Genomic DNA, 24,857 nt, shown 5'->3' with positions numbered 1-24,857 from the left:
CGCGCGCGGGCCAGAGTACGCCGTTGGAAGCTTTCTCTGGAGTTCAGTGGATACCCTATGGTATGCCGGTTAAATAACTGGTTACTATTTTTTCACTGTAACCACAGGGAGAGAAAAATGTCCACGTTCCACGTTCCACGTTCTTTGCCGTAACTCTGTTGTTTTCGGCCGGATGCTTGGCTGGCTCTGCGCCTGAGAAGGCGCCTGCAAACGAAGCCGCTTCACCGTTTCCCAACCTGCCCCACACCAAGTCATGGATAGGGACAAGCCAAGGCCAGGCGGGTGTCTATCAGGGCGCCAAGCGTGCCCGCGGGAGCAACCCACCGTGCTCAAGTCAGGGGCAGCCATGGGAAGGCGATCCGCGAGATGAGTTTGAAGGCGGCGGAGGAGGTAGCGGCGGCGGCTGGGGCCGGTATATCGATACTTACGCTGGAAGTAGTAACAACTCTTTGGAGCGAGTAACGATCTACGGGCAGAGCAATACCAAGTGGCCTACGGCGGTATGTTATGGCTTTGAATGCAGAATATACGATTACACATTGCCGGAGCTAGTTGGGAAAGGTTCTGGTGGTGGTTCGAGTGGCGCGGTTACCGATGTGGCCGTCGGTTTTTTGGAAGCAACGGGAAGTTTGATTTTCCCCATCTTGGATAAATGCGTAAAGGTTTTTGATGGCAGTGGAATTCGGTCGCCCGACCAGGATAAGAAGCAAGACTATTTTGCAGCTAGAAGTTTCACTGGTCAAGCGTATTCAGGGAATACAGAACATTTGCGCAGAGGTATGCGGGTGGATGTTCGGTATCCAAATTTGCAAACAGTCAGATTTGTAATATCTGGAATTAATCCAGCGCCAGCATCCGCAGAAGATGTTATCAGCGACATGTCGCGCTTTCTTGACGGGGTTCCTGACCCCCAAAATTCGCCGTGCAAGTGAAAATGGGCAGGCTTGGGGTTGCGAGTCTTTGTGCCTGTGTGGCTCTCGCAGCAATTGCTGCCTATTGGGCAAGTATTGATTTGGAGCAGTCGCCATTGAGTTTGGATAGTGCTGCAACCCCATCTGTATTTGCAACGCAAGAGTTGCGAGCGTCATCTTCCGCTGTGCTGGCGGTGCCAGCTGAGCCGCCTGAAATCGATTCGAAGCGCAATACAGCTTGGTTTTCGGCTTACGCTGGCGTTGATCCGTATCCTGCAGTCGTTAGGTTGAGGCAGGCTCGTCAAAATGGCAGCTTTGCTGCGGCCATCAAATTGATTCTTCCATGCGTCGAGTTTAATACGCTGCTATCGACGGGGGCCGATCCATCGAATCGAGTCTTGAACCAAGAAGGATCAGCTCAGCGACTTCAGGCGAAAGAGCACCTTCGGCTTTATTGTGGAAAGCTTCAGGGTGGCGTAGTTTCCGGCTTGCTAGACCCACTGGCTGATGATGATTTCGCGCAGAGGTACGATGCTGCCCTGAATGTGTTAGACACATCGATGATTCGGACGGGCGCACAAGTGCGTGCAGCGATTGAAGAGTTGGCGGCGCAAGGGCAGCTTGATAGAGCAAGCCTGTTGAAGCAAAGTTCGGCTTGGCAAGGCAAGCGGTGGAAAGGTAATGAAGAGGTTTTCGCGCAGGCCTTCGAAATCGCCAGACTTCGCGCCACATCTGAACCAGGCATGGCTAGTATGGATGTACGTCTCAAAATGGCTTGCTGGAAATATGGTCGTTGCGACAATGATTATTCGGCTGTTCCCTCCCGATTCACAGAGGACATGAAGCGGGAAACCTTGGCCTTGGCGGCCGAAATGGAGCAGGCCTTTCGCAAGGGCGACGTGTCGGCCTTTCTAGGGCCGCCTTGAGGCCGTGTTGTGTCCGCTCTCTGCCGGATGCAATACCAAGTAATGAGAGAGTGAATCGCTGGGTTTTCAAACTTGTCTTCCCGAGCGCCCGCGTCGGAAGTGAATGCAGTATTGAGAGGTGGCCGACTGCGTGATGAAGCTGTTCCGGGGTCGACTGGCTCAGCAGCCTCCAACGCGGTCCGTTCATTTCGGTGCGTGCCGGGCAAACCCTGTCAGGTGATCAAGCGAGCGCAGCGCAGCGCATGGGGGGATCGGTTCTTCGCTGCACCCGGTCGGGGCCGCGTGCGTCGGGTGATTTGTCACGCCATCGTCACAGCCCCCGACTAGCCTGCCGGGTTGACTCGTGATTTATTCACTTTCCGGGGCTCCGCACATCATGATGAACTCTTCCCTGCGTGCCGTTTCGGCCGCCGTCTTGCTGGCTTCCGCCAGCTTGGCCGCGCAAGCTGCACCTTCCTTCGTCAACGGCCTGGCGCTCGATGGCGCCGCCCTGGACCTGTCCGGCGGCAGCAGCGTCAACAATGGCCGCCTTGGCTATTTCTCCGACATCTACTACGACAGCAACCGCAATGAGTGGTGGGGCTTGTCGGACCGCGGCCCCGGCGGCGGCACGCTGAACTACAACACCCGCGTCCAGCGCTTCACGCTCGATGTGGACTTCAACACCGGCGCGATCAGCAACTTCAAGATTGCCGAGACCGTGGTGTTCCAGAGCGCCGGCCAAGGCCTGAACGGCTTGGCGCCCAACCCCAAGAACCAGCTGGGCCTGGCTTTTGACCCGGAAGGCGTGGTCATCAACCCGCGCACCGGCACCTTCCTGATCTCGGATGAATACGGCCCCTCGGTGCGCGAGTTCAGCCGCAGCGGCGAGCTGATCCGCACCTTCAACACGCCGGCCAACCTCGTGCCGCGCAATGCCGCCACCGGCGTGGCCAACTATGCCGACGACACCGGCAACACCGCCGGCAAGCGCACCAACCGCGGTTTCGAAGGCCTGGCCATCAGCCCCGACGGCAAGTACGCCTACGCCATGCTGCAAAGCGCCATGCTGGACGAAGGCGGCGGCAACGGTTCGGTCAACCGCATCGTCAAGTTCGACATCAGCACCGGCGATGCCGTGGCCCAGTACGCCTACCAGATGAAGCGCAGCGGCCAGGGTCAGGGCATCTCGGCCCTGGTGGCCATCAACGACCACGAGTTCTATGTGCTGGAGCGCAACAACCGCGGCGTCGGTGTCGGCGCCGAGTTCGCCACGGCCGACAAGGAGGTCTACCGCATCGATCTGAGCGGCGCCACCGATGTCTCTGGGCTGAACCTCAGCACCGGCAGCTACACCAAGGTCAGCAAGTCCGGCCAAATCCTCGACCTGGACGCCAACACCTTGGCCGAGCTGGGCGGCAAGTCGCCCGAGAAATGGGAAGGCCTGGCCATCGGCCCCAAGCTGGCCAATGGCAATTACCTGATCCTGGCCGGTACGGACAACGACTACAGCGTGACTCAGAACGCCGGCGGCGAGCAGTTCGACGTCTATTTCCGTTTTGCGGATGCCAATCCTTATGCGAGCTCGATCCAATGCCCGCTGGGCACGGTGATTGGCTGCACGGGCGCGGCGAGCAGCGTGCCGCAAGACGGCTCCTACCGCCTGCTGCCGGGCGTGCTGCACGCCTACACCATCAGCGAGAGCGAGCTGGGCAACTACACCGCCCCGGTGCCCGAGCCGAGCAGCTGGGCCTTGATGGCCGGCGGCCTGCTGGCCCTGGGCGGCCTGGCGCGTCGCCGCAGCCAGAGGTAAGCCGACCCTGACCCCGGGGACAAGGGATCTATCGGGAGCAAGGCCCGCATAGCAAACGGGCTCTGGATCGAAACCCAGAGCCCGTTCTTTTTGTTGATGCGCTTGCTTTCGGCGGACGCTCAGTTGCGGCGCTCGGCCACCAGGGTACTGCCGTTCTGACGCAGCGCCAGCTGGGTATAGCGGCCGCTGGCGTCGGCCAGGAACTCGACGGTGTTGCCGTTGCGGCTCTTGACTTCGAAACGTGTGCCGCGCAGTCCGACTAGCTCATTGGGCGCACCGGTGCGGCCGCCTGCGGTCAGCACGCCGTCCGGGCGCAGCACGATGTGCATTTCGTTTGTGCCAATGGCGTAGACACCGACCAGCTTGGCCAGGAATGCCGGGTCCTTGAAGCGCTTGTCGGGCAGGCGCTTGAACAGGGCCGGCTTGACCGAGGGCTCGAACTCGATGCGCAGTCCGTCCACATCGCCTTCGAAGTTGGAGACGAACTGCACCCGGGTTTCGCTGAGCTCGCTCAGCTTGTCGCGCGGCGTCTGGAAGACTTCATAGTGCCAGTGCGGCAGTGCGGCTTTCAAACCGTTGTACTGCAGCTCCAGGCCCGCCGAGCCGCCGCCCACGGTGATGATGCCGTAGCCGGGATGCTCGTACTCGCCGGCGTACTCGCTCAGCGCGAAAGCCGGTTGGGTGCCAGGCTTGCCGGTGTTGAGCTTCTGGGCTTCGGCAGCCTTCTCGGCCGCCAGGCCCTTCAGATAGTTGCCGTGCAGGCGCCCGCTCCAGTCCACCGGCGGCAGGCCCAGCAAGCGGTCCATGGCGGCGTACAGGATGACGTCGCGCAAGGCGCTGTTGCCGATATTGACCGTGGTGTAGACGCCGATATTGCGGCCAGGCACAAAGCCCAGGGCGGTGGCGGCGCCGGGCATATTGCCGCCGTGGTTCACCAGGGTCACGCCGCGGTAGTTGCCGACGAACCAGCCCATGCCGTACTGCGGGCTGCTGACCTCCGGCCACTGGCGCGGGTCTGGCAAGGCCATCTGGCCGGTGGTCATGGCGCGCAGATCGCTGGATTGGATGAGGGTCTTGTCCTTGAACTTGCCATCGGCCGTCAGCATCAGCAGGTACTGGCTCATGTCCTTGGCATTGGAGTTCAGCGAGCCGGTCGGGCCCATGGCATCGATGGGCACATAGGGCTTGGGCTGCGCAGCTTGCTCGTTGTCTAGCGCATAGCCGGTGCCGTGGTCGGGCGCCTTGAGCAAATCGGCAATGCTGAAGTTGGTGGACTTCATGCCGAGCGGGCTCAGCACCTGTTCGCGCACCAGACCTTCCCAGCTGCTGCCCGCGACCTTGCCACCGACATAGCCCGCGGTCATGTACATCAGGTTGTTGTATTGGAAGCGGGCGCGCGGCTCCGCACTCAGTTCGAAATGGCGCACGCGCTTGATCAGTTCTTCACGACTCAGCTTGCTGTTGAACCAGACCGCGTCGTGGCGCGGCAAGCCGGTGCGGTGGCTGACCATATCGCGCAGGGTGACGGTCTGGGTGGCGTAGTCGCTGTGCAGGCGGAAGTCCGGCAGGTACTCACGCACCGGCTCGTCCCACTTGAGCTTGCCGTCGCGCACCAGGGTGGCCAGGGCGGCCACGGTGAAGCTCTTGGTCGTGCTGGCGATCGGCTGCACGGTGTTTTCGGTCATGGGCAGCTGTTGGGCCACGTCGCGCAGGCCGTAGCCGCGCGAGAGGATGACCTGGCCGTCCTTGACGATGGCGATCGAGGCGCCCGGTACCTTCCACAGCGCGAGCTGTTGGGCCATGAAGGCGTCCCAGTCGGCCAACTCGGGCGGCAATGCCGGGTTGGACTGGGCACTCAGGCTGAACAGCAGGCCGCTGCACAAGGCCAGCACAGGGATCTTGCTTGCATTCATCTTCTTGCTTGTCTTTCTGATGGGTTGAAACAGTCGGCGCAGCCCGGCCATGCGTTTTGCACGGGCCTGCCCAAGATTCGACGATCCGAGTGGAGATCAAGTCTGCGCGGACTGTGACCGGACGGCTCGTTTCGGACGAATGGTTTGCGATTGAGTGCAAAAAATGCAGCATGAGCTGCAGAGCGGGCATTCAAAGCGGACTGCGCTACCACGCGCGTGCTGGGCTCAGTGCAGATCGCGCCGCTTCTTGGGATCGAACTGCTTGGGCCGGTAGACATTGCCGTCCCGGTCTACTTCGTCGCGCGCCTTGGCGCGGCGGATCAGCTCGGCCGCTTCCGCCGCGGCTTGCTTGCTGTGCTGGCGGTGGCGGCGCCAGTGGCGCAGCTGGAAAGCCAGTTCGCGCAGGCGCGCCCAGGCTCGGCGCAGGGCGGCGTCCACCTGGCGCTGGCGCGAGGCGGGCAGGGCCATGCGCAGGGCCAGCAAGAGGCAGGTCAGGAGGCCGAGGGCGGCAAAGACGTTGGCGATCATGATTCCTGGAGTTTCGCGCAAGAGCCGCAGCGCGAACATGCGAATTGCAAGTCTTTCTAGAATGCGCGCTGCCCTGAACCGGGGCGTGTGCGGAGACTGGATTGTTCAAGAATCAACCTTCAAAGCTGGCAGGCACGAGCTGCCTGCTGGCGGCCCTGCTCAGCGCAGCGAGCTTTTCCTTCACGGCGACGGCCGCGCCCAGCGCGGCAACTGCCACCGCTTCGCCCCTGAGTCTGGAGCAGGTGTTCCGCGCCGAGCCCTACCGGGGCGAGAACGCGCGCGAGCCCAAGTTCAGCCGCAGCGGCCGCTATCTGGCCTATTTGTGGAACCCGTTTGGCGAGCCGGGCACCGACCTCTATGTGCATGACAGCAAGACCGGCAAGAGCCTGCGCCTGACTTCGCCTGCCATCATGGCCGCCTTCGACGCGCCCGAGGATTTGCAGCGCTTTGACAAAAAGCTACAGCAAAAGCGCAGCGAGACCGCCGAGCGCCAAGCCCGCGAGGAAGCCCAAGCCGCCTACCTGCGCGGCGAAAACGTAGACCTGGGCCAATGGGAAGCCGCCCAGCTGGAGCTGGTGAAGAAGGAATTCGCCGCCAAGAAGGCCAAGGACGAGGCCCAGAAGGCCGCCGACAAGGCCGAGGCCGAAGCCGAGAAGAAGGCCGCGGCCGCACTGGAAGCCAAGCGCAGCGGCAAGCCCGTGCCTGCCGCGGCAGAAGCCGCGGCTTCGGCTGCCTCGGCGCCCAGTGCCACCGCCAAGGCCGAGACCAAGCCCGAAGCCAAGGTTGAAAAGGACAAGGAACTCTGGGAATGGCGCGACGAGCTGAAGAAAAAGCAGCTGCGCGACAAGCTCAAGCCCAGCGACCTCTACCCCGGCGCGACGCAAATCGTCTGGGCCAACAAGGCCGATGAGCTGATCCTGCAGTACCGCGGCGCTCTGTTCCGCTGGGTGGCCGGTGACAGCAAGCTGCAGCCCCTGCTGGACCTGCAGCGCAATCTGCGCGTGGTGGCCTACACCGCCGATGATGCCGCTTACGTTTTCATGGACGACAAGCGCGTGCTGCGTGCCCGCTTCAACCAGGGCGGCGTGCAGGTGCTCAACCGCGAGCTGATCCACCCCGATGACGCGGACAAGAAGTACGCCATCGAATCGACCACGCTCAGTGAAGACAGCCGCTGGATGGCCTTGATCGGCCGCGCGCCCAGCAAGCCAGCCGGCGATGACGGCAAGCCTGTGCCCGAGCCCACCGGCCGCCAGGTCGAGATCATGGGCTACAACGAGCGCTTCGCCAAAGCCAAGAAGGTGGACCGCGAAGTCTCCGACGACAAGCTGGTCATCAAGCCCCTGGCGCTCTATATCCGCAAGGTGCCCGCCGCCGGTGAAGCGCCGGCCAAGCAATCGGCGCCCGTGTTCACCCATGCCGGTGGCGATGTCTGGTTCGAGATCAGCCCCATCGCCTGGGCGCGTGACGGCAGCCGCTATGCCTTCAGCACCTGGGAGCGCGAGAAAGAACTGCTGCGTGTCTACGTGGGCAGCGCTGACGAGAGCGCCAAGCCCGAGATGGTGCTGGAGCGCCGCGGCGACGTTGGCCATGAGGTGGTGAATGTGGTGCGCCCGCGCTTCACGCCCGACGGAAAGCAGCTGGTGCTGGTGCTGGACGAAGCCGGCTTCCGTCAGCCCTATGCCTGGGATCTGGCCTCACGCAGCCTGCGCCCCCTGCTCAAGGGTGAGTTCGAGGCCCATCAGGTGCTGGGCTTCACGCCCGACAGCAAGAGCATGTTCGTGGCGGCCAACAAGGACGATCTGGCCAGCATGAACCTGTTCCGCGTCAGCATGGCCGATGGCAGCATGCAGGCCCTGGGCATGCCGGGCGAGTACCACCGCAATGCCGTGGTCTCGCACGACGGCCAGTGGCTGGCGGCCAATGCCGGCAACTGGGTGTCGCGCCCCGAGTTCAAGCTGATCGAGGCCAGCGCCAAGCCCACGCTCAAGACCCTGACCGACAGCCATGACAAGGCCTGGAGCCAGGTCGATGTGCTGCGCCCCGAGCGCTTCAGCTTCAAGAACCGCCATGGCGACAGCATCCCGGCCTATGTCTTCAAGCCGCAGGGTTGGAAGGCTTCCGACAAGCGCCCGGCGGTGGTCTACATCTACGGCGGCCCGCTGAACGACCGCCACTCGGTCGAGAGCGACAGCTTCCAGCCCAGCGCCTACGTCTTCGCCATGTATATGGCGGCCAAGCATGGCTATGTGATGGTGACCATCGATTCGCGCGGCCACAGCAACTACGGCCGCCGCTTCTCGGACGCCAACTGGGAGAACCCCGGCCTGCCGCAGACCGAGGATTTGGAAGACCTGCACGCGCTGATGAGCAAGGATTTCGGCATCGACCCCGCGCGCGTGGGCCTGAACGGCTGGAGCTTCGGTGGCTTCCAGACCCAGTACACGATGTTCAGCAAGCCCGATCTGTTTGCCGCCGGCATCGCCGGTGCTGGCCCGACCGAATGGGAGAACTACAACAGCTGGTACAGCGGCCGCACCATCGGCAAGGTCGATCGCAGCAAGCCCGTGCTGCGCAAGTATTCGCTGCTGCCTATGGCCAAGGGCCTGCGCAAACCCTTGCTGCTGGTACACGGCATGATGGACCCCAACGTGCTCTACCAGGACACGGTCAACGTCTATCGCGCCCTGCTCGAGACGGGCAAAGAAGGCCTGGTCGACCTTTTCCTCGATCCCGAGGGCGAGCACGGCATGGGCGGCGCCGTCAAAACCGTCGGCTGGCACCGCAAGTACGAAGCCTTCTGGCTGCAGCATCTGGGCCGCACCGCGCCCTGATCGCGTGATTGCCTGGCGGCTGTCGTGATGGCCGCTGTAGAAGACTCAAAGGGCTTGCCAGTTGGCAAGCCCTTCGTTTTTGAGCGGAGTCCCGAACATTCAGAATGAGCGGCAGGTACCGGCACGGAGCCGTCGTTCGCGGAGAAGTTTCAGCACGCAGAGTTCGCAGAGGACCGCAGAGGACGCTGAGAACACAATCCTCGCTCTTCTTCTCTCTCTGCGACCTCTGCGAGCCTCCGCGCACTCTGCGTTCGTATTCAAATCTCAGCGATCGACGGTTCTGTGCCGAAAGCGCGTCTAAGCGGCGGGCCAGCTCAGGCCGCCTTCACCGGCAGGCAAAGCTCGCAGCTGAAAATGCCTGTATGCGGGTCATAGCCGGAGTCGGGCGGGTAATGCTCGAAGACCGGGCGGCCATCGATCTGCAGGCCGCTGGAGGGCAGCCAGCCGCGCAGCAACTCGGTCCAGGCATGGGCAAAGTCCGGCAAGGTGCCGCGGAATGTCGCCACGGCGTAGCGACCGCCGGGCAGGTCCTGGATGTTGGCCGGGCTGCGGGCGATGAAGTCGGCATCGACCTCGACGCAGGCGTCGTAGCGGCATTGCTCGGGCGCCGTGAAGCTGGGGTCGTCGCGGCCCATGCCGTAGCAGGCACGTTGTTCCAGGCCCTGGGCTTGCCGCCAGGGCAGCACGGTGTTCATCCAGAACTCGTGGACGCTCTGGCCGTAGGGCCCGATGTGGCGGAGGTAGGCCACCCGGGTCGGGGGCAGTTGTTGGAGGCTGATGTGCATATGGCTCTCTGAAGTGAAACAAGAGCCTGTATCTTCTTCAGCACAGGCCGCGTCGGCCTGATCGAGATTGCGCTCTGTCTGATCCAGATTGCTCAGCAAGGCGGGTGGCGGGCGGTGGCGCAGGGCTTGTTGTTCGCGCGAGCAGGCCAGTTCGCGCGCCCAGCGCTGCGGGCTGTCCAGGCGCCAGGCGCTGGGTGTCTGGCCAAAGCGCAGCTTGAAGGCGCGCGCAAAGGCTTCGCTGGAGCCAAAGCCCACGGTCAGGGCGACTTCGAGCACCGAGCGCGGCTCGGGCTGTGCCAGCATCAGGGCGGACACATCGAGGCGGCGGTGGCGCAGATAGTCGCCCAAGGTTTCGCCCATCCAGGCCGCGAACACGCGGTGGAAATGAAAGGGCGAGAAGTGCACGCGCTCGGCCAGGCCACTGAGCTCCAGCGCTTGGTCCAGATGCGCGTCGATGTGGTCGAGCAGCGCATTCATGCGCTGCGCGTGGCGCTGCCGGTGGGCCGCGCTGGGCTCGTTTGCCATGCCTGCCCTGGGTCCGTCCTCAGCCTTGCTTGGCCTTGCGGAGTTCCCAGAGCTTCAGCACGTGGTCAAGCACGGCGCGGCTCAACTCATCCTTCTGCTTCAAGTCGGCCAGTTGAGCACGTTGCGCGTCGCTGAGTGTGGCTTCGTCACCGCCCAGAAGGGCGATTGGGGCCAGCAAGGGGCCAGTGACAGCGTCGTCGAACAGTGGTGCCCAGGCTTCGGGAGCCAGGTCCACAGCGGTCAGGAAGCCGATCGCCCATTCCTCGGCATCGACCAGATCGCCCTTGTCGTCTTCAGCGACGCTGAAGATCGGCTCCCAGAGCTCAGGCTTGGCATTGAGTTGCCATTCGATGGACTGCAGGTGGCGCAGCACCAGCAAGGTCACGCGCTTGCGCTGCTTGCCGCTGACGAAGGGGTAGTTCTCGGACTTGCTGTCCGCTTCCAGGTCATCGCCATCGCCGCCCCAGACCGTGGGCAGCCAATCGGCGCCTGGTAGATCGGCCAGGCGTTGCGGGCTCAGCAGCAGCCCGACCAGATAGCCATCGAGCGCCTCGATGTTCATCGCAGCCTCGACCGGCAGCTTGATCAGCATGTCGTCCAGGGTGGACAGCTCCTCGTCGTTGAGGGGCAGATGGTCGGACTGGGGCTTGTATTGGGGATATTCCATGGCGCCATTGTCGCTGTTGCGCGCACCAAGGGCCTGCAGGCCCGGGCGCGGGCCGCGAAATCAGAAGCGGCTGCGTGCCTTTTTGCCGTCGAACTCTTGCAGCTGGGTCTTGAGCAAGGCCATCAGCACGCGGGCATTGGCCTCGGTCAGCGCCAGGATGGTGCTGGGCTCGATGCCCTCGACAGCGGCCTTGGGGCTGACCAGGGCGTCGACCTTGAGCAGCATCTGGCCGTGGATGTTGTTGGAGGCAGCCTTGAACTTCTGGATTTCGATGGTGTACGTCTTCATGGGGCGAATCCTACTCTGGGTGCGGGCAGGCAAGACCTGGCCCCGCGTGGCCGCACGCCTGCGGCACAGCGGGAGTGAATGAACGACTATGCCAGCGTCTGGTCGCCCAGGCGAGCCTTGAGTTTGACGAAGGCGCTGTGCGCAGCCAGGCAAAGGGCGCCCGCCACCAGGCCGACCGCGCCGTCGAACAAGACCGGTCCCAGCCAGGACAGCGAGCCCATGGCCGTGGCCAGGCTTTCGCTGAAGTGGTGCAGGGCGGGCAGGCCGTGGCTGAGGATGCCGCCGCCGACCAGGAACATGGCCACCGTGCCGGCCAAGGCCAGTGCCTTCATCAACCAGGGGGCCGCCGAGAGCAGCAGGCGACCCAGGCCTTGTTTGAGAGCGCCCGGGCGGCGGCTCAGGTAGAGACCCGCGTCGTCGATCTTGACGATGCCGGCCACCAGACCATAGACCCCGACCGTCATCACCAGGGCGATGCCGCTGAGCACCATCAGCTGGGTGCTGAAGCTGGCGCCGGCCACCGTGCCCAGGGTGATGGCGATGATCTCGGCCGAGAGGATGAAGTCGGTCCGGATCGCGCCTTTGATCTTGTCGCGCTCGAAGGCCACCAAGTCCTGCTCTGGGTTCAGCGCGGCTTGGCTGAGGGCTTGGTGCTCGGCCTCGACCTCGGCCGCGCTGTGCAGAAATTTGTGCGCCAGCTTCTCGAAGCCTTCGAAGCAGAGGTAGGCGCCGCCCAGCATCAGCAGCGGCGTCACCGCCCAGGGGGCCCAGGCGCTGATGGCCAGAGCCGCTGGCACCAGGATGGCCTTGTTCAGGAAGGATCCCTTGGCCACAGCCCAGACCACGGGCAGCTCGCGTTCGGCCGAGACACCCGCCACCTGCTGCGCGTTCAGTGCCAGGTCATCGCCGAGCACCCCGGTGGTCTTCTTGGCCGCAACCTTGGCCAGCAGGGCCACATCGTCGAGGATGGTGGCGATGTCGTCGATCAGAGCCAGAAGGCTGGAAGCGGCCATGGAGCTTCGGCAGGAGCAGAGTGGTGAAGTGCCGCTTTGTACCGCATTCGGCATGGCAAACTCGCGAATCGTCCACCCAGACCGTCGCTCACCATGATCAAGAAGACCGCACTCCTCAGCAGCCTGGCCCTCAGCAGCATGTGCTTCGCAGCGCCGGCGCTGGCTCAGACCACCGCCCCGGCACCGGCGGCCACGGTGGCCAAGCTGGTCTACAACGAGCTGGCCGACGCCCGCGCCGAACTCAACCAGGCCCTGGCCACCGCCCAAGCCCAGCGCAAGAACGTGTTGCTGGTGTTTGGCGCCAACTGGTGTGGCGATTGCCTGGCCCTGGACCGCAAGATGAGCGCCGGCAGCCTGTCCGAGCATGTCGGCAAGCGCCTGGTGGTGCTCAAGGTCAACGTCGGCCGCTTCGACCGCAATGTCGATTTGGCAGCGCAGATCGGCGTCTCCCTCAAGAAGGGCATCCCGGCTGTGGCCGTGCTGGCCAATGACGGCAGCGTGCTCAAGGCCACCAACGGTGGCGAGCTGGCCGACGCCCGCAATATGGGCGACGAGGCCGTGCTCAAGGTGCTGGAAGGCCTGCACGGCAAGACCTGACCCCGGCTGGGCATGACCTGTCCCCGCTACAGGGGTCAAGCCTTGCCTTTTCTTGCCTTTTGCGCGCCGCGCATCTAAGTTGATGCATGGCCCGTCCTCCTCGCATCGAAATTCCCGGCGCTGTCTACCTGCTCAGCTCGCGCTGCGACCCAGGTGTTGCGGCCTGTGTTGATGACGCCGATCGGCGCGCGCTGCTGGCGCTGGTCGCTCAAACCATGCAGCGTTTCGATGCCCAGGTGCTGGCCTACTGCCTGCAGCCCGATCATTTCCAACTGCTGCTGTTCACCCGTCAGGCCAATCTCTCGCGCCTGATGCGCCATTTGAACGGGGTCTACACCCAGTACCACAACCGCCGCCATGGCAGCGAAGGGCCGCTGTTTCATGGCCGCTTCAAAGCTGTGCTGGTGGACCGAGAAGCCCATCTGCTCGACGCCTGCCGCTACGTCGAGCTGAGCCCTTTGCGCCTGGGCTTGGTACGGGACCTGGCGGCCTGGTCTTGGTCGAGCTACCGCGCGCATGTCGGTTTGGAGCCGGCTCCGCCCTGGCTCGATGCCGACGGCCTGCACGCCTTTGTGCTGGGCCGCAGCCTGCGCGGCGCTCTGGATCGGCGGCGTGCAGCGGACCGTTATGCCGACTTGGTGGCCAGTGAGCCGGATCTGGACCTCTGGGCCGGGCGCTTGCGGCAACAGATCTTTCTCGGCGATGCCGCTTTCGTCAAACGCATGAAGGCGGCCGCCAGAGCGGCGGCTGCGGCCCTTGCTGCTGCAAGCAAAGCTGTCGGGGTGCCGGGTCAGGCCGCCCGCGCTCGCCCGGGCCCCGGTACGGCCACCGTGGGCCCTGCTCGCACCGCGTGGGAAGAGTGTTTGGCGGCCAACCCCAGCCGCGAACAGGCGCTGTACAGCGCCCACACCGAGGGCGGCTGGTCCATGACCGCCTTGGCGGCCGAACTCGGCCTGTCGGTCTCGCGTGTCAGCCGTCTGATCGCTGGGGTGGAGCGCGGCCGGATGCCTGGCTGAGGTGTCGGCTCTATCCCCGCCTGCTGTGGATAAGCACGTGGGCAAGGCGCCCATAGACGCGCCAAGTGCTTGATTGCAGGGGCTTTGTCTTGTCTTGCTGCAAATTGAGGCAGCCGCGCTCTGCGACCGGCTGGCGGCCGGCCTGATTCAGGGCTGTTGCTGCTCGCTCACCTGCTTGAGGCGGGCCAGGCCGGCCTCGAAGTCTTTGCCGACCATGCCGTCGGCAAACAAGGCCAGCCAGCGGAACAAGGGGTTGCTGCCCATATCGCCATCCATGAGCCAGCTCAGTTCGGTGCCCCCGTCCTTGGCGGACAAGCGCAGCTCGCCGCTCGAGGTGGTGCCGAAGTCGGGGAAGTAGAGCTCATAGGCGACGCTCCGGCCCGGCTCGGCTGCGGTGAAGCTCATCTTGCCGTCGCCCTCGGTCTTGCTCCGCCAGGCCCAGACGGCGCCCGCGCCCGACTCCGGGCCGCTGTAGTCGATCTGCATGGCCGGGTCGCGCTGGTTCCAGACGCTCCACAGCTTCCATTGGCGCGGGCTGGCCACCAAGGCATAGACCTTGTCGGGGCTGGCCGCGATCTGCACGCTGCGGCTGACATGGAACTTCGGGGACAGCAGCAGGCCGCCGATCAGCAGCAGCGCGAGCAGGCCGATCACGGCCATGGCGAGGAACTTGAGAACTCTCATGGGCAGGACTCCGAAGTGGCGGGCAAACTCAAGAACAAAAAAGGGCGCGGCACGGAGGTGCGGCGCCCTTGCGGGGAGACTGGTTGCGCTTCAGTGTGTCAGGGCCTGGCGCGGCGCGGCCAGCTCGGCGTCGACCCAGGCTTCCTGGCTCAACTCGCGGGCGGCGGCCAGTTGTTGGCAGAGTTCAAACACACCGAGGGTGTCGGCGCCCACGGCTTCCGGGACGGGGGCCGTGCTCACCTCGGCTGGCAGATCGGACAAAGCGCCCAGCAGTTGGAACAGCAGCTCCAGTGTGGGTTCGCCGTCGGCCTCCATCTGGCGCGCCAGGCCCAGGCTGCGGCAAAGGTACCAGCAGGCGCTGGCCGCGTCATCGCATTTTGCTTGGTAGAGGGCTTGGGTTTCCAGGGCCTCGGCGCGTGCTTGCTGCTCTTCGCGGGCCTGGATCTCGTCCAGCGTCTGCCAGGAACTGTCGATCACGAGAGCCTCTTCACCTCGGGTGCTTGCGGACTTGGCCGGTGTGGAGTCGGCCAGACTTCGCCTGGATGCTGTGAGATTGCGCGCCATGATGTGCCCTTTGAGACTGCTGAAGGAACCCGTTGCGAAATCCTAGGCGCTGGGCCCGACTGGCGCGCCCCCGCAGACGGGGGTGCAACACCAGGCGGAGCCATACCTGCGTGCGATTATCACGCCCGCTCGGCCGATCTCAGCGTTTCTTGAGCGGCCGGCTCCAGCCGGCGATGGCCACCTGTTTGCCGCGCGCCACACTCAGCTCGCCCGCCGCCACCGGCTTGGTGATGGTGGAGCCGCCGCCGATGGTGGCGCCGGCCCCGATTTCGACCGGCGCGATCAGCACGCAGTTGCTGCCCACATGGACATCGGCGCCGATCACGGTGCGGTGCTTGTTGGCGCCGTCGTAGTTGGCGGTGATGGAGCCGGCGCCGTAGTTGACGCGCTCGCCCACGGTGGCGTCGCCCAGATAGGCCAGGTGGTTGGCCTTGGCGCCCTTGGCCAGGGTGGAGTTCTTGACCTCGACGAAGTTGCCGATGTGGACCTCGTCCCCCAGGTCCGCACCGGGGCGCAGGCGGGCGAAGGGGCCGATCAGGGCGCCAGCGCCGACCTGGGCGCCGCCGGCCTTCTCGCCGTCGATGTGGGTGAACTCATGGATGCGGGTGCCGGCGCCGATGCTGGCATTGCGGATCACGCAGTTGGCGCCGATGCGGACGTTGTCGCCGAGGATCACGGTGCCTTCGAACACGCAGTTGACGTCGATTTCCACGTCCTGGCCGCAGCTCAAGGAGCCGCGCACATCAAAGCGGCGCGGGTCGGCCAGGCGCACACCGGCTTCCAGCAGGGTTTCGGCTTGTTCCAACTGGAAACGACGCTCCAAGTCAGCCAACTGCACCGGGCTGTTGACGCCCAGCACCTCGGTCTCGTTCGGTGCGGCAATGCCCAGCACCGGCACGCCTTCGGCCACGGCCATGGCGACGATGTCGGTCAGGTAGTACTCGCCCTGGGCGTTTTCGTTCTTGAGTTGGCCGACCCAGCGTTTCAGCGCGCCGGTGGGGGCGGCCATCATGCCGGTGTAGCCCTCGCGGATGGTGCGCTGCTCAGCGCTGGCATCTTTGTGTTCGACGATGGCCAGCACGTTGCCGTCCGCTTGGCCGTCCTGGCGCACGATGCGGCCGTAGCCGGTCGGGTCGCTCAGGTGGATGGTCAGCAGCACCAGGGCCTTGCCATCACAGGCTTGGACCAAGGCTTGGGCGGTGGCTTGCTTGATCAGGGGCACATCGCCGTTCAGGATCAGGGTCGTGCCCTCGTCCTCGGGCAGGGCCGGCACGGCTTGCTGGATGGCATGACCGGTGCCCAGCTGAGGCATCTGGCGCACGAACTGCACGCCGGGGCCGGCGACGGCGGCTTCCACCGCGTCCGCGCCATGGCCGGTGATGACGACATTACGCTGGGCTTGCAGGCCCTGCGTCATGTCGAGCACATGGCGCAAGAGCGAGCGGCCGGCCAGCTTGTGCAAGACCTTGGGCAAGGCCGATTTCATGCGGGTGCCCTTGCCCGCGGCCATGATGACAATGTTCAGCGCCATGTGAATGCAAGCGGGGCGGTGACCGCCCCGTGAGGTTTCAGTGAAGCGCTGATTATCAGCCGGCCCGCATGACAGCCCGCTGGGGGCTTGCCATGAGTGGCCAGGCTCAGTGGGTTGGTTCAGCGGATGGCTTGCACCACCACGCGGTGAGGCTCGGGGCGCACCTTCGGGAAATCGCTCAGCGCGGCTTCGAACAGGGCGCCGGCCAGCTCGCTGGGGCCTTGGGTCATGCCTTCGTTGCTGGCGCGGGCTTCGTAAAGCGGCTCGGCGCTCTGGCGGTCGCGCAGCAGCACGGCCACCGAGCGGTCGTAGCGGCGGTCCAGCATGTCCGAGGGGTGGTACATGCCGATGCGGCCCAGGCCGCCGTAGCGCCAGTGCGAGTAGCTGCCTTGCCAGCGCCACCACAGCGGATCGTCCCAGGGCGCGCGGTCCTGGGCGTCCACGCGCATGCCCAGGGACACCAGCACGTCGGCGCTCTTCGCGTCTGTAGCTTCGGTGAAGCCGGCTTTCAGCAGGGCCGCGCGAGCGCTGGCTTCGATGCGAGCCTGGTTGTCGGCGATGGCGCCCGCTTGGGCCTGCGAGGGTAGGCGCTCAAACGCAAAGCTGCCGGGCTTGCGGCTCTCGGGCCAACTGCCGAAGCTGGAAACTTCGCTGCTGATGCTGTAAGGGCCGCTGCAGGCACTCAGGCCCAGTGCGGCGACGGCGCCCAAGGCGGCCAAAAGGGAACGACGAGGAATGTGCATGGCGTGCTCCTAACGTATTGTTCTGATGGCTTTGATTGTGAACCGATTCCGCGCGCGCTTTGTGTCTCTTGTGTGGACGAAGCTTTACTGTTCTTGACGGTGGATGCTGATCACGGACGGGCCGGCGTTGGTTTGCGGCGTGCTGCAAGCCTCGTCCTCATCGAAGGCGATGTCGCCGTTGGCGTCGGGCCGGCCGTCGGCCTTGAGGGTCTGGAAGGGGAAGAGGTCCCGGTCCATCATGTGCGAGGGCACGATATTGCCCATGGCGCTGAACATGTTCTCGATGCGACCAGGGAACTTCTTCTCCCAGTCGTTGATCATGGCCTTGACCTGCACTCGCTGCAGGTTCTCCTGGCTGCCGCACAGATTGCAGGGAATGATGGGGAATTCGCGGTGTGCCGCCCAGCGCACCAGATCGGGTTCGGCCACATAGGCCAGCGGGCGAATCACGACATGCTTGCCGGTATCGCTGACCAGTTTTGGCGGCATGCCCTTCATGCGCGCGCCGAAGAACATATTCAGCAGCAGGGTGACGATGATGTCGTCGCGGTGGTGGCCCAGGGCGATCTTGGTGGCGCCCAGCTCCTCCGCCACGCGGTAGAGGTTGCCGCGGCGCAGTCGCGAGCACAGGCTGCAGGTGGTTTTGCCCTCGGGCACCAGGCGCTTGACGATGGAGTAGGTGTCCTGCTCCTCGATGTGGAAGGGAATGCCGCGTGACTTCAGGTATTCGGGCAGCACATGCTCGGGGAAGCCCGGCTGCTTCTGGTCGAGGTTGACGGCGACGATGTCGAACTTGATCGGCGCGCGTTTCTGCATGTTCAGCAGGATGTCCAGCAGCGAATAGCTGTCCTTGCCGCCCGAGAGGCAGACCATGACCTTGTCGCCCTCCTCGATCATGTTGTAGTCGACGATGGCTTGGCCCACCTGGCGGTGCAGGCGCTTGGACAACTTGTTCAGCTCGACCGAGGTCTTTTTGTCCTTGGCGGCGCTGTCATCGCTGGCCGGCGCGGCGGCTTCCAGTTGGCTGGGCAGGTCGAGGTTCAGGGTGGGGGCGTCTTGGGTGTTCAGCATGATGGTGTCTGTCCTTGTCACTGCGGCAGGCTGTGCTTTTGAGCGCCCCGCCAGGGGCTGCGATTGATCGAGTGGCGCCCATGGAGCTGGCTTTGCCGGGCCATCGGGCGCTGCCCCTTGAGGGGTGCGCGAAGCGCGTCGGGGTGGTCCATCACCATCACCATTGGCCGCATTCGGCACTGATGGCGACCTGGCAGTCGGGGAAGATTTCGAGTTTGGTGACCTTGATGCGCACGCCGGCCACGCCGGGCAGCTTCATCAAGCGGGTGCAGAGCTTGCCCAGCAAGGCTTCGAGCAGGTCGGTGTGTTCGGCCGTGCATTCGTCGATGATGATGGTGCGCACCCGGCGGTAGTCCAGCACATGGCCGATGTCGGCGTCGCGCGAGACGATCTGCTGGGCACCGAGATTGACTTCGGCATCGACCTGGATGGGTTGCGGGCCTTCGCGCTCGAAGTCCAGCACGCCCAGGTTGGCGCCGAAGCGCAGGCCGGTGATGTGGATGATCTGGCGATTGTTGCGGCGCATCGCCAGGCTGGGCTGGCCCTCGTGCAGCGGGCGCAAAAAGGCCTCGACGGCCTTGGCTGCCACGACACCGTCGCCCAGCGCGGTTTGCACGCAAGGGTGCTGGCGGCCGCTGGCATCGCCGGCCACGAACAGGCCCAGGGGCGCGAAGCGCGGCTCGTCTCGGAATGGGTGAGACGGCGCCGTGATTCCGGCGCGCTGCAGCGCGTCACCCACCTGCAGCCAGGCGCTGGGTTCGGCCTCGAAGCCCAAGAGCACGGCCACATGCTCAAAGCGCTCCTCGCCAAAGGCTTGCGAATGCACAGTGACACCCGCCTCGTCGGGCTGCAGGCGACTCGGCATCGGGCTGGGCAGGCGGGTGTGGATGGCGGCAGCCAGGCCCTGGATGCGGTCCACCAGGCGCTGTTGGGCGCGCCAGTCGCTGCGCGACCAAAGTGTGACCTGGTGGCCGCGTGCCTGCAAATAGAGAGCGTTCTCGGCCGCGTTGTCGCCGCCGCCCAGCAGCAGGATGCGCGCTGGCGCCAGTTGCTCGCGGCAGGCGGTCAGGCTCAGTGCGTCCAGCACGCGCGGGTGGGGCAAAGGCGTCGGGAAGAAGGCTTCCGGGCGCAGCGGCTTCAGGCCGGTGGCCAACAACAGGGCGCGTGCTTGCAGCACCTGGCCGTCGTCCAGGCGCAGGCGCCAGCCTTCGCCGGCCAGCCAGTCCAGATGGGCGCAGCTCTGGCCCAGCACGGTGTGCACCTCGCTCAGGCTCTCGATCTGGCCAGCGTACTGCTGGCCCAGGGTGGACAGGGCCTGACCGGGGGCGCCCAGCACCCAATCCTGGCCGAACTTCAGGCTCTGCAAACTGGCGCAGAGCTGGGGCGCCCGCTCCAGCAGGGCCACGCGCAGGCCCAGCTGTTGCAGCCAGGAGGCCGCGCTGCAACCGGCAGGGCCGCCGCCGAGGATGGCGACATCGAGCTGCGGTGGCAGTGGCTGTGGCAGGGAAGGGGCTTGGGGCATGGCGGGCAAGGCTCAGGGCAGATGCAGGAGGCCTCGGATTATCCCAGCTGGATCGTTTTCAGGCCGAGCGCTACCCAGAAGTCCGGCGCAGGCCATCACAATATGGCCCTTTTTGTATCGTCCCCAGGCGGCAGCTTGCCTGGTTTCGGCCGTGTGCCCGGCCCTGCTGATGGACATGGAAATGATGAAGTGATGAACGGCCTCACTCAATAGGGCCGATCTCGCCTGGCAGGACACTGCGCTCCATTTGGAGCCGGTCGATGTGGGTCACTGGAGGCGGGGTGTACCCCGCAGGGAGAAAGAGAACTCATGAAAGCAAGAACTGAATTTCGGGCCCGCTTCAGCGGGCTGATCGCTGCGATGGCGCTGGCTTTGGCGGGAGCGCCGCCAGCCCTGGCCGCCGCTGAGCCCGCTGCCAAGGTGGGGCCGGTGGAGCCCGCCTCCATCGCCGCCCTGGTTGGGCTGCCTCGCTATGTCCAGCCGAGGCTGTCGCCCGATGGCCGGATGCTGGCGGTGCTGGTGCCACTCAAGGGCAAGCGCAATCTCGTGCTGCTGGATCTGCAGACCCGCACGCCCACGGTTCTGACCGGTCTGACAGACTTCGACGTGGTGGAGTACCGCTGGGTCGGCTCGGAGCGCTTGGTGTTCAGCCTGGGGCGCCTGGACACGCCGACCGGTTCGGAGTCTGGCGATGGCGGCGGTTTGTTTGCCATCAAGCGCGACGGCACGGGTTTTCGCAAGCTCAACCCCACCGTTCGCGAGCAGATCAACGGCAACAATTTCGTGATCCGCTCCATGGACTTTTTGGCCCAGGTTCCGGGCAAGGACAAGGAGATCCTCGTCAGCGCCAATCTGCGCCAACTCGATGCCCAGGACGTCTACCGCATCAACCTCGAAACGGGCGCGCGTGATCTGCTGACCTTCAAGTATCCGGGCCGGGTCCGGCAATGGCTGCTCGATCACCAGGGTGTGCCGCGCGTGGCCGTGGTTTCGGACACGCCCGATGCCGGGCCGTCCGCGCAGGTGGAGCGGGTGCTGCTGCGTGACAGCATGGAGGGCGAGTGGCGCGAGCTGGCCCGCTTTGAAGGGCGGCAAAAAGGGCATTGGAGCCCGCTGGCCTTTGCCGAGGACAATCAGGATTTGATCGTGGCCGCGCAGCGCGGCAAGAACACCCGGGGCTTGCATCTGTTCCATGTGGCCAGCCGCGAGTTCGGCCCCGAGCTGGCCAGCCATCCGCGCTATGACCTGATCAGCAGCGGCCTCATCCGTGACCGGCGTGGAGCTCGTTTGCTAGGCTTGCGCTTTGATGACGAGCGCCAGCAAACCGCCTATTTTGACGAGAGCCTGGCCCGCTTGCAGCAGAGCATGGAGGCGAGCTTCCCTGGCAAGTCGGTCATCCTGCAGCGCAGCGAAAGCCCGCGCACCTTGGTTCAGGTATTCAGCGACCGCTCGGTGCCCACCTTCTACCTCTACGACGAAGAGCGCAAGACGCTGGAGGAGCTGATGCGCTCGCGCGAAGAGGTGGAGGAAACGCAGCTGGTGCAGATGCGGCCTTTCTTGCTCAAGACGCGCGACGGGCTTGAGATTCCGTCTTATTACTTCCTGCCTGCCAGTCATCAAGCAGGACAGCGCCTGCCCACGGTGCTGCACATCCATGGCGGCCCCCATTCGCGTGCCGATCGCTGGGGCGCCCTGAGCAGCTTTGGTGTCACCGAGGCGCAGCTGCTGGCTTCGCGGGGCTATGCCGTGGTGCTGCCGAATTTCCGCATCACGCCCGAGCTGGGCGCCCGCATCAGTCTGGCCGGCCTGGGCCAGCTGGGGCGCAAGATGTCCGAGGATCACGAGGACGCGGCGGCCTGGGCGGTGCAGCAGGGCTTTGCCGACCCGGCGCGTATGTGCATCAGCGGTGCCAGCTACGGCGGCTATGCCAGCCTCTGGGCGCTGATCAAGACGCCCGATTTGTTCAAGTGCGGGGTGGCCGGCCTGGTGGTCAGCGATGTCGAGCGCCTGCTGACCTCCACGCAAGGCGATATTCCCCGCAACAAGGCCGGTGTGGCCTTTTGGCGCGAATTGATTGGTGAGACCGAAGCCGGCTGGGCGCGCGCTCAGGAGGTCTCTCCCGCCCGCCATGCCGAGCGCATCAAGGCGCCGCTCTTTATCTATGCCGGCAGTGACGATTGGCGCACGCCCATCGAGCAGACGAATCTGATGGTCGATGCGCTCAAGAAGGCCGGCCGTCCGCCCGAGGTGCTGATGATCAAGCCCGGTGAAGGCCACGGTTATGGCAAGACCGAAAACCGGGTTGACCTGTACGAGCAAATGCTCAAGTTCCTGGACCGGCACATCGGCCCGGGGTCCTTGCCCTCCGTGCCCTCAAGCAAGCCCTGAGCTTCGTCGACGCTGGCGCTGCCACAAGCGCCAGCCCAGCAGCAGGGCCAGCACCGCTCCATAGACGGCGGGCTCGGCAAAATTGTTCTTGCCGGCCCGCATCCAAATGAAGTGGGCCAGGGCAACCAGGCTCAGCAGATAGACCAGGCGATGCAGACGCTGCCAGCGGGCCGCTCCCAGTGCCTTGATGACGCGGTTGAAGGACGTCGCGGCCAGAGGCAGCAGCATCAGCCAGGCCGTGAAGCCCATCAGGATGAAGGGGCGCTTGAGGATGTCAGCGGCGATGTCGCCGGGCTCCAAGCCCATGTCCAGCCAGGCATAAGCGAGCAGGTGCAGGCTGGCATAAAAGAAGCTGAACAGGCCCAGCATGCGGCGAAAGCGCGCCAGCGCCGCCTGGCCGCTGATGACACGCAGAGGCGTCACGGCTAGCGTCAGGCACAGACCGCGCAAGCTCCAGTCGCCGAGGCTGCGGATCAGGGTCTCGGCCGGGTTGGCGCCCAGGTTCTCGCTGATGGCGCCCCAGACCAGATAGGCCAGGGGCAGCAGGCAGATCAGGAACAGCAGGGGCTTGGCGGCGGCATGCAGCCAAAGAGAGCGGCGAGCCATCGGGGCGCCGGTCAATAGAACTTTTTCAGATCCATGCCCGCGTACAGCGAGGCGACCTGATCGGCGTAGCCGTTGAACATCAGCGTCGGCCGTTTTTTGGTGAACAGGCCGTCTTCGCCGATGCGACGCTCGCTGCCCTGACTCCAGCGCGGGTGGTCGACCTGCGGATTGACGTTGGAATAGAAACCGTACTCACGTGGCGCGGATTCGGTCCAGCTGGACACCGGCTGCTTCTCCACGAAGCGGATCTTGACGATGGACTTGGCCGACTTGAAGCCGTACTTCCAGGGCAGGACCAGGCGCAGCGGTGCGCCGTTCTGATTGGGCAGCACTTCGCCATACATGCCGAAGGCAAGCAGACTCAACGGATGCATGGCTTCGTCGATGCGCAGGCCCTCGGTATAGGGCCAGTCCAGCACTCCGTTGCGCAGGCCCGGCATTTGAGACCGGTCCGCCAGGCTGATGAACTCGACGTACTTGGCGCGCGAGTTGGGTTCGACCTTTTTGATCAGCTCGGCCAAGGAGTAGCCGACCCAGGGGATCACCATGCTCCAGCCCTCCACACAGCGCAGGCGGTAGACGCGCTCTTCCATGGGGCTGAGCTTGAGCAACTGGTCCAGGTCGAAGCTGCCGGGCTTGCCGACTTCGCCTTCCACCGTCACGGTCCAGGGCCGCGGCCGCAGGCTGCCGGCGTACTGCGCCGGGTCCGATTTCTCGGTGCCGAATTCGTAGAAATTGTTGTAGCCCGTGGCGTCGGCGTAGCGGCTCAACTTGTCCATGCTCATGGCTCCGGCCACGGCACTCCGGGCGCCGGGCAGCTTGGCCAGCTTGCCCGGCCCGGCGGTTTGGGCTAGGGCCTCGCGGCCGGCCCAGGCGGCAAGGCCAGCCCCGGCAGCGCCGGTGGCCATCAGCTGCAGCCATTGACGGCGCTCTTGATAGACCGCTTGCGGGGTGATGTCCGAAGGCAGGATCCGGGGATCGGTCGAGCGGATGTGGGCAGAGCGTGGCATGGCGGGCCTTTGCAAAAACAAGAGGAGACGCCCTCAGTCGTGGCGGCTGGCCGAAAGCTTACGGGCCTTGCCGGGTTTTTGCCCGATCTGGTGGAAAAAGCCCTGTCCCTGCACGCTCAGTGTGCCGCGCCTTCCGCTTCGGCCCAGCCAGCCGGGCAGCTCAAGGACTTTAACAAGCGAGCATGTTCCCCACTGTCCTTGAGTTTCTTCAGGCCGAGGTTGAAGTCACGCAGCAGTTCGGCGCTGCGGGCCACTTGTGGCGGCAGGATCAGGTGGGTGGTGAAGCTGTCCGTCAGCAGACGCGGATGGGCGGTGAGCCGGGCTGCTTCGGCCGGTTTGAAATGGCGGGCCAGCAGGTCACAGGCCACATTGCGCTCCATGGGCAGGATATCGATGCGGCCCAGCAGCAGCTTGCGCAGACCGGCAAGATCGGTCGGTGTGGCGTCACCCTTGAGTTCGCCGTTCTTGATCCCAGCCCAGAACTCGGGCGTGTAGGTGTAATCGCGGACAAAGCCGATTTTGTAGGCGCGCAGATCGTCCAGGGTCTGCCATTCGAGCTTGAGACTGCGAGGGTGTACCAGCAACCATTGCTCGGTCAGGACGTTGTCACTGAGCAGGAAGTCGCGGCGGCGCTCGGCCGATGCACCCCAGTAGGCGGAGGCATCGAAATGACCGAGCCGGGTTTCCTGCTGTGCCCGTGGCCAGGGCAGGAAATGGAACTCCACCTGATGCCCCGCCAGGGCAAAGGCCCGGCGCACGATGTTCAGTGCGATGCCCTGATCGGCCCGGCTTTGCGTGGCGTAGGGCGGCAGCTCCCCCGTGGCGATGCGCAAGTCCAGTGACCAAGCCGGTGCCGCGCCCAGAAGCAACAGCGCCGCCAGCAGGCCCGTCGCGACCCGCAACAGCGGTTTCGGCAGCAGCGGGGCGGAGGACGGCATGCTGT

General features: G+C 64.7%; 22 protein-coding genes and 1 pseudogene. 7 read left to right on the top strand and 16 right to left on the bottom strand.

Annotated elements, in window-relative coordinates; translation table 11 throughout:
* Positions 1 to 176: 176 nt before the first annotated feature.
* The 3 genes from LNV28_RS01775 (at position 177) to LNV28_RS01765 (ending at position 3,629) form a co-directional block, all read left to right on the top strand.
* Positions 177 to 932 carry a hypothetical protein gene (locus LNV28_RS01775; RefSeq protein WP_263516794.1) on the top strand — a complete coding sequence of 252 codons (756 nt, stop codon included), beginning with the start codon at positions 177 to 179 and terminating at the stop codon, positions 930 to 932.
* A complete protein-coding gene (locus LNV28_RS01770; RefSeq protein ID WP_263516795.1) occupies positions 923 to 1,837 on the top strand; it encodes a hypothetical protein in 915 nt (304 codons plus the stop codon). The genes LNV28_RS01775 and LNV28_RS01770 overlap by 10 nt, the downstream gene beginning before the upstream one ends.
* Before the next feature lie 376 nt (positions 1,838 to 2,213).
* A complete protein-coding gene (locus LNV28_RS01765; RefSeq protein ID WP_263516796.1) occupies positions 2,214 to 3,629 on the top strand; it encodes an esterase-like activity of phytase family protein in 1,416 nt (471 codons plus the stop codon).
* Positions 3,630 to 3,748: 119 nt separating this feature from the next.
* On the opposite strand, the gene LNV28_RS01760 is transcribed toward LNV28_RS01765, so the two are convergent.
* Positions 3,749 to 5,542 (bottom strand): serine hydrolase, encoded by a 1,794-nt coding sequence (locus LNV28_RS01760; protein WP_263516797.1) that lies wholly within the window; start codon positions 5,540 to 5,542, stop codon positions 3,749 to 3,751.
* Between the two features lie 225 nt (positions 5,543 to 5,767).
* Positions 5,768 to 6,070 carry a hypothetical protein gene (locus LNV28_RS01755; RefSeq protein WP_263516798.1) on the bottom strand — a complete coding sequence of 101 codons (303 nt, stop codon included), beginning with the start codon at positions 6,068 to 6,070 and terminating at the stop codon, positions 5,768 to 5,770.
* Positions 6,071 to 6,171: 101 nt separating this feature from the next.
* On the opposite strand from LNV28_RS01755, the gene LNV28_RS01750 reads away from it, so the two are divergent.
* On the top strand, positions 6,172 to 8,904 hold the full coding sequence (locus LNV28_RS01750) for a S9 family peptidase (RefSeq protein ID WP_263516799.1): 2,733 nt from the start codon (positions 6,172 to 6,174) through the stop codon (positions 8,902 to 8,904).
* 314 nt (positions 8,905 to 9,218) lie between these two features.
* On the opposite strand, the gene LNV28_RS01745 is transcribed toward LNV28_RS01750, so the two are convergent.
* The 4 genes from LNV28_RS01745 to LNV28_RS01730 form a co-directional block, all read right to left on the bottom strand.
* Positions 9,219 to 10,214, bottom strand: coding sequence for an AraC family transcriptional regulator (locus tag LNV28_RS01745; protein WP_263516800.1), 996 nt, complete (start codon positions 10,212 to 10,214; stop codon positions 9,219 to 9,221).
* A gap of 19 nt (positions 10,215 to 10,233) precedes the next feature.
* Positions 10,234 to 10,881, bottom strand: a complete 648-nt coding sequence (locus LNV28_RS01740; protein ID WP_263516801.1) for a UPF0149 family protein — start codon at positions 10,879 to 10,881, stop codon at positions 10,234 to 10,236.
* Between the two features lie 60 nt (positions 10,882 to 10,941).
* Positions 10,942 to 11,169, bottom strand: a complete 228-nt coding sequence (locus LNV28_RS01735) for a hypothetical protein (protein WP_263516802.1) — start codon at positions 11,167 to 11,169, stop codon at positions 10,942 to 10,944.
* 86 nt (positions 11,170 to 11,255) lie between these two features.
* Positions 11,256 to 12,182 carry a DUF808 domain-containing protein gene (locus tag LNV28_RS01730; RefSeq protein WP_263516803.1) on the bottom strand — a complete coding sequence of 309 codons (927 nt, stop codon included), beginning with the start codon at positions 12,180 to 12,182 and terminating at the stop codon, positions 11,256 to 11,258.
* Between the two features lie 93 nt (positions 12,183 to 12,275).
* Between LNV28_RS01730 and LNV28_RS01725 the strand changes: the two genes are divergently transcribed.
* Both LNV28_RS01725 and LNV28_RS01720 read left to right on the top strand, forming a co-directional pair.
* Entirely contained in the window at positions 12,276 to 12,779 is a 504-nt protein-coding gene (locus LNV28_RS01725; protein ID WP_263516804.1) for a thioredoxin family protein, read from the top strand.
* 86 nt (positions 12,780 to 12,865) lie between these two features.
* Complete coding sequence (locus tag LNV28_RS01720) at positions 12,866 to 13,795, top strand: transposase (RefSeq protein WP_263516805.1); 930 nt, start codon at positions 12,866 to 12,868, stop codon at positions 13,793 to 13,795.
* Between the two features lie 147 nt (positions 13,796 to 13,942).
* Here LNV28_RS01720 and LNV28_RS01715 read toward each other — a convergent pair whose 3' ends face one another.
* The 7 genes and pseudogenes from LNV28_RS01715 to LNV28_RS01685 all read right to left on the bottom strand — a co-directional run.
* The gene (locus tag LNV28_RS01715) at positions 13,943 to 14,479 is read right to left on the bottom strand and encodes an SRPBCC family protein (RefSeq protein ID WP_263516806.1); all 537 of its coding nucleotides are present in this window, start codon (positions 14,477 to 14,479) and stop codon (positions 13,943 to 13,945) included.
* A 90-nt stretch (positions 14,480 to 14,569) separates the two neighbouring features.
* A complete protein-coding gene (locus LNV28_RS01710) occupies positions 14,570 to 14,956 on the bottom strand; it encodes a hypothetical protein (RefSeq protein WP_263516807.1) in 387 nt (128 codons plus the stop codon).
* A 226-nt stretch (positions 14,957 to 15,182) separates the two neighbouring features.
* The gene (gene glmU / locus LNV28_RS01705) at positions 15,183 to 16,574 is read right to left on the bottom strand and encodes a bifunctional UDP-N-acetylglucosamine diphosphorylase/glucosamine-1-phosphate N-acetyltransferase GlmU (RefSeq protein ID WP_263516808.1); all 1,392 of its coding nucleotides are present in this window, start codon (positions 16,572 to 16,574) and stop codon (positions 15,183 to 15,185) included.
* Between the two features lie 119 nt (positions 16,575 to 16,693).
* Complete coding sequence (locus LNV28_RS01700) at positions 16,694 to 17,317, bottom strand: DUF4136 domain-containing protein (protein ID WP_263516809.1); 624 nt, start codon at positions 17,315 to 17,317, stop codon at positions 16,694 to 16,696.
* A gap of 84 nt (positions 17,318 to 17,401) precedes the next feature.
* Positions 17,402 to 18,385 (bottom strand): tRNA 2-thiocytidine(32) synthetase TtcA, encoded by a 984-nt coding sequence (gene ttcA, locus LNV28_RS01695; RefSeq protein WP_411969916.1) that lies wholly within the window; start codon positions 18,383 to 18,385, stop codon positions 17,402 to 17,404.
* A 160-nt stretch (positions 18,386 to 18,545) separates the two neighbouring features.
* Positions 18,546 to 18,914, bottom strand: coding sequence for a dihydroneopterin aldolase (locus LNV28_RS01690; RefSeq protein ID WP_263517155.1), 369 nt, complete (start codon positions 18,912 to 18,914; stop codon positions 18,546 to 18,548).
* 201 nt (positions 18,915 to 19,115) lie between these two features.
* Positions 19,116 to 19,910 (bottom strand): annotated as a pseudogene (locus LNV28_RS01685) (NAD(P)/FAD-dependent oxidoreductase); the annotation flags it as partial.
* Positions 19,911 to 20,219: 309 nt separating this feature from the next.
* Here LNV28_RS01685 and LNV28_RS01680 point away from each other — a divergent pair.
* On the top strand, positions 20,220 to 22,298 hold the full coding sequence (locus LNV28_RS01680; protein WP_263516811.1) for a S9 family peptidase: 2,079 nt from the start codon (positions 20,220 to 20,222) through the stop codon (positions 22,296 to 22,298).
* Here the strand turns inward: LNV28_RS01680 and msrQ are convergent.
* From msrQ to LNV28_RS01665, 3 genes are all read right to left on the bottom strand, one after another.
* Positions 22,284 to 22,904 carry a protein-methionine-sulfoxide reductase heme-binding subunit MsrQ gene (gene msrQ, locus LNV28_RS01675; RefSeq protein WP_263516812.1) on the bottom strand — a complete coding sequence of 207 codons (621 nt, stop codon included), beginning with the start codon at positions 22,902 to 22,904 and terminating at the stop codon, positions 22,284 to 22,286. The genes LNV28_RS01680 and msrQ overlap by 15 nt on opposite strands.
* Positions 22,905 to 22,915: 11 nt before the next feature.
* Entirely contained in the window at positions 22,916 to 23,914 is a 999-nt protein-coding gene (gene msrP / locus LNV28_RS01670) for a protein-methionine-sulfoxide reductase catalytic subunit MsrP (protein ID WP_263516813.1), read from the bottom strand.
* A 116-nt stretch (positions 23,915 to 24,030) separates the two neighbouring features.
* A complete protein-coding gene (locus tag LNV28_RS01665) occupies positions 24,031 to 24,852 on the bottom strand; it encodes a substrate-binding periplasmic protein (RefSeq protein ID WP_263516814.1) in 822 nt (273 codons plus the stop codon).
* Positions 24,853 to 24,857: the final 5 nt, after the last annotated feature.

It is taken from the genome of Paucibacter sp. DJ2R-2 (assembly GCF_025717675.1).
Lineage (GTDB): Bacteria > Pseudomonadota > Gammaproteobacteria > Burkholderiales > Burkholderiaceae_C > Paucibacter_A.
The sequence above is the reverse complement of the archived record's forward strand: the minus strand, read 5'-3'. Positions and strand labels throughout refer to the sequence as shown.

Bases quoted from the DNA above. Each gene is read 5' to 3' on its own strand.
- LNV28_RS01765 (WP_263516796.1), top strand. From the start codon at position 2,214: ATGATGAACTCTTCCCTGCGTGCCGTTTCGGCCGCCGTCTTGCTGGCT.
- LNV28_RS01760 (WP_263516797.1), bottom strand. From the start codon at position 5,542: ATGAATGCAAGCAAGATCCCTGTGCTGGCCTTGTGCAGCGGCCTGCTG.
- LNV28_RS01755 (WP_263516798.1), bottom strand. From the start codon at position 6,070: ATGATCGCCAACGTCTTTGCCGCCCTCGGCCTCCTGACCTGCCTCTTG.
- LNV28_RS01745 (WP_263516800.1), bottom strand. From the start codon at position 10,214: ATGGCAAACGAGCCCAGCGCGGCCCACCGGCAGCGCCACGCGCAGCGC.
- LNV28_RS01740 (WP_263516801.1), bottom strand. From the start codon at position 10,881: ATGGAATATCCCCAATACAAGCCCCAGTCCGACCATCTGCCCCTCAAC.
- LNV28_RS01735 (WP_263516802.1), bottom strand. From the start codon at position 11,169: ATGAAGACGTACACCATCGAAATCCAGAAGTTCAAGGCTGCCTCCAAC.
- LNV28_RS01730 (WP_263516803.1), bottom strand. From the start codon at position 12,182: ATGGCCGCTTCCAGCCTTCTGGCTCTGATCGACGACATCGCCACCATC.
- LNV28_RS01725 (WP_263516804.1), top strand. From the start codon at position 12,276: ATGATCAAGAAGACCGCACTCCTCAGCAGCCTGGCCCTCAGCAGCATG.
- LNV28_RS01720 (WP_263516805.1), top strand. From the start codon at position 12,866: ATGGCCCGTCCTCCTCGCATCGAAATTCCCGGCGCTGTCTACCTGCTC.
- LNV28_RS01715 (WP_263516806.1), bottom strand. From the start codon at position 14,479: ATGAGAGTTCTCAAGTTCCTCGCCATGGCCGTGATCGGCCTGCTCGCG.
- glmU (WP_263516808.1), bottom strand. From the start codon at position 16,574: ATGGCGCTGAACATTGTCATCATGGCCGCGGGCAAGGGCACCCGCATG.
- LNV28_RS01700 (WP_263516809.1), bottom strand. From the start codon at position 17,317: ATGCACATTCCTCGTCGTTCCCTTTTGGCCGCCTTGGGCGCCGTCGCC.
- LNV28_RS01690 (WP_263517155.1), bottom strand. From the start codon at position 18,914: ATGCGCCGCAACAATCGCCAGATCATCCACATCACCGGCCTGCGCTTC.
- LNV28_RS01680 (WP_263516811.1), top strand. From the start codon at position 20,220: ATGAAAGCAAGAACTGAATTTCGGGCCCGCTTCAGCGGGCTGATCGCT.
- msrQ (WP_263516812.1), bottom strand. From the start codon at position 22,904: ATGGCTCGCCGCTCTCTTTGGCTGCATGCCGCCGCCAAGCCCCTGCTG.
- msrP (WP_263516813.1), bottom strand. From the start codon at position 23,914: ATGCCACGCTCTGCCCACATCCGCTCGACCGATCCCCGGATCCTGCCT.
- LNV28_RS01665 (WP_263516814.1), bottom strand. From the start codon at position 24,852: ATGCCGTCCTCCGCCCCGCTGCTGCCGAAACCGCTGTTGCGGGTCGCG.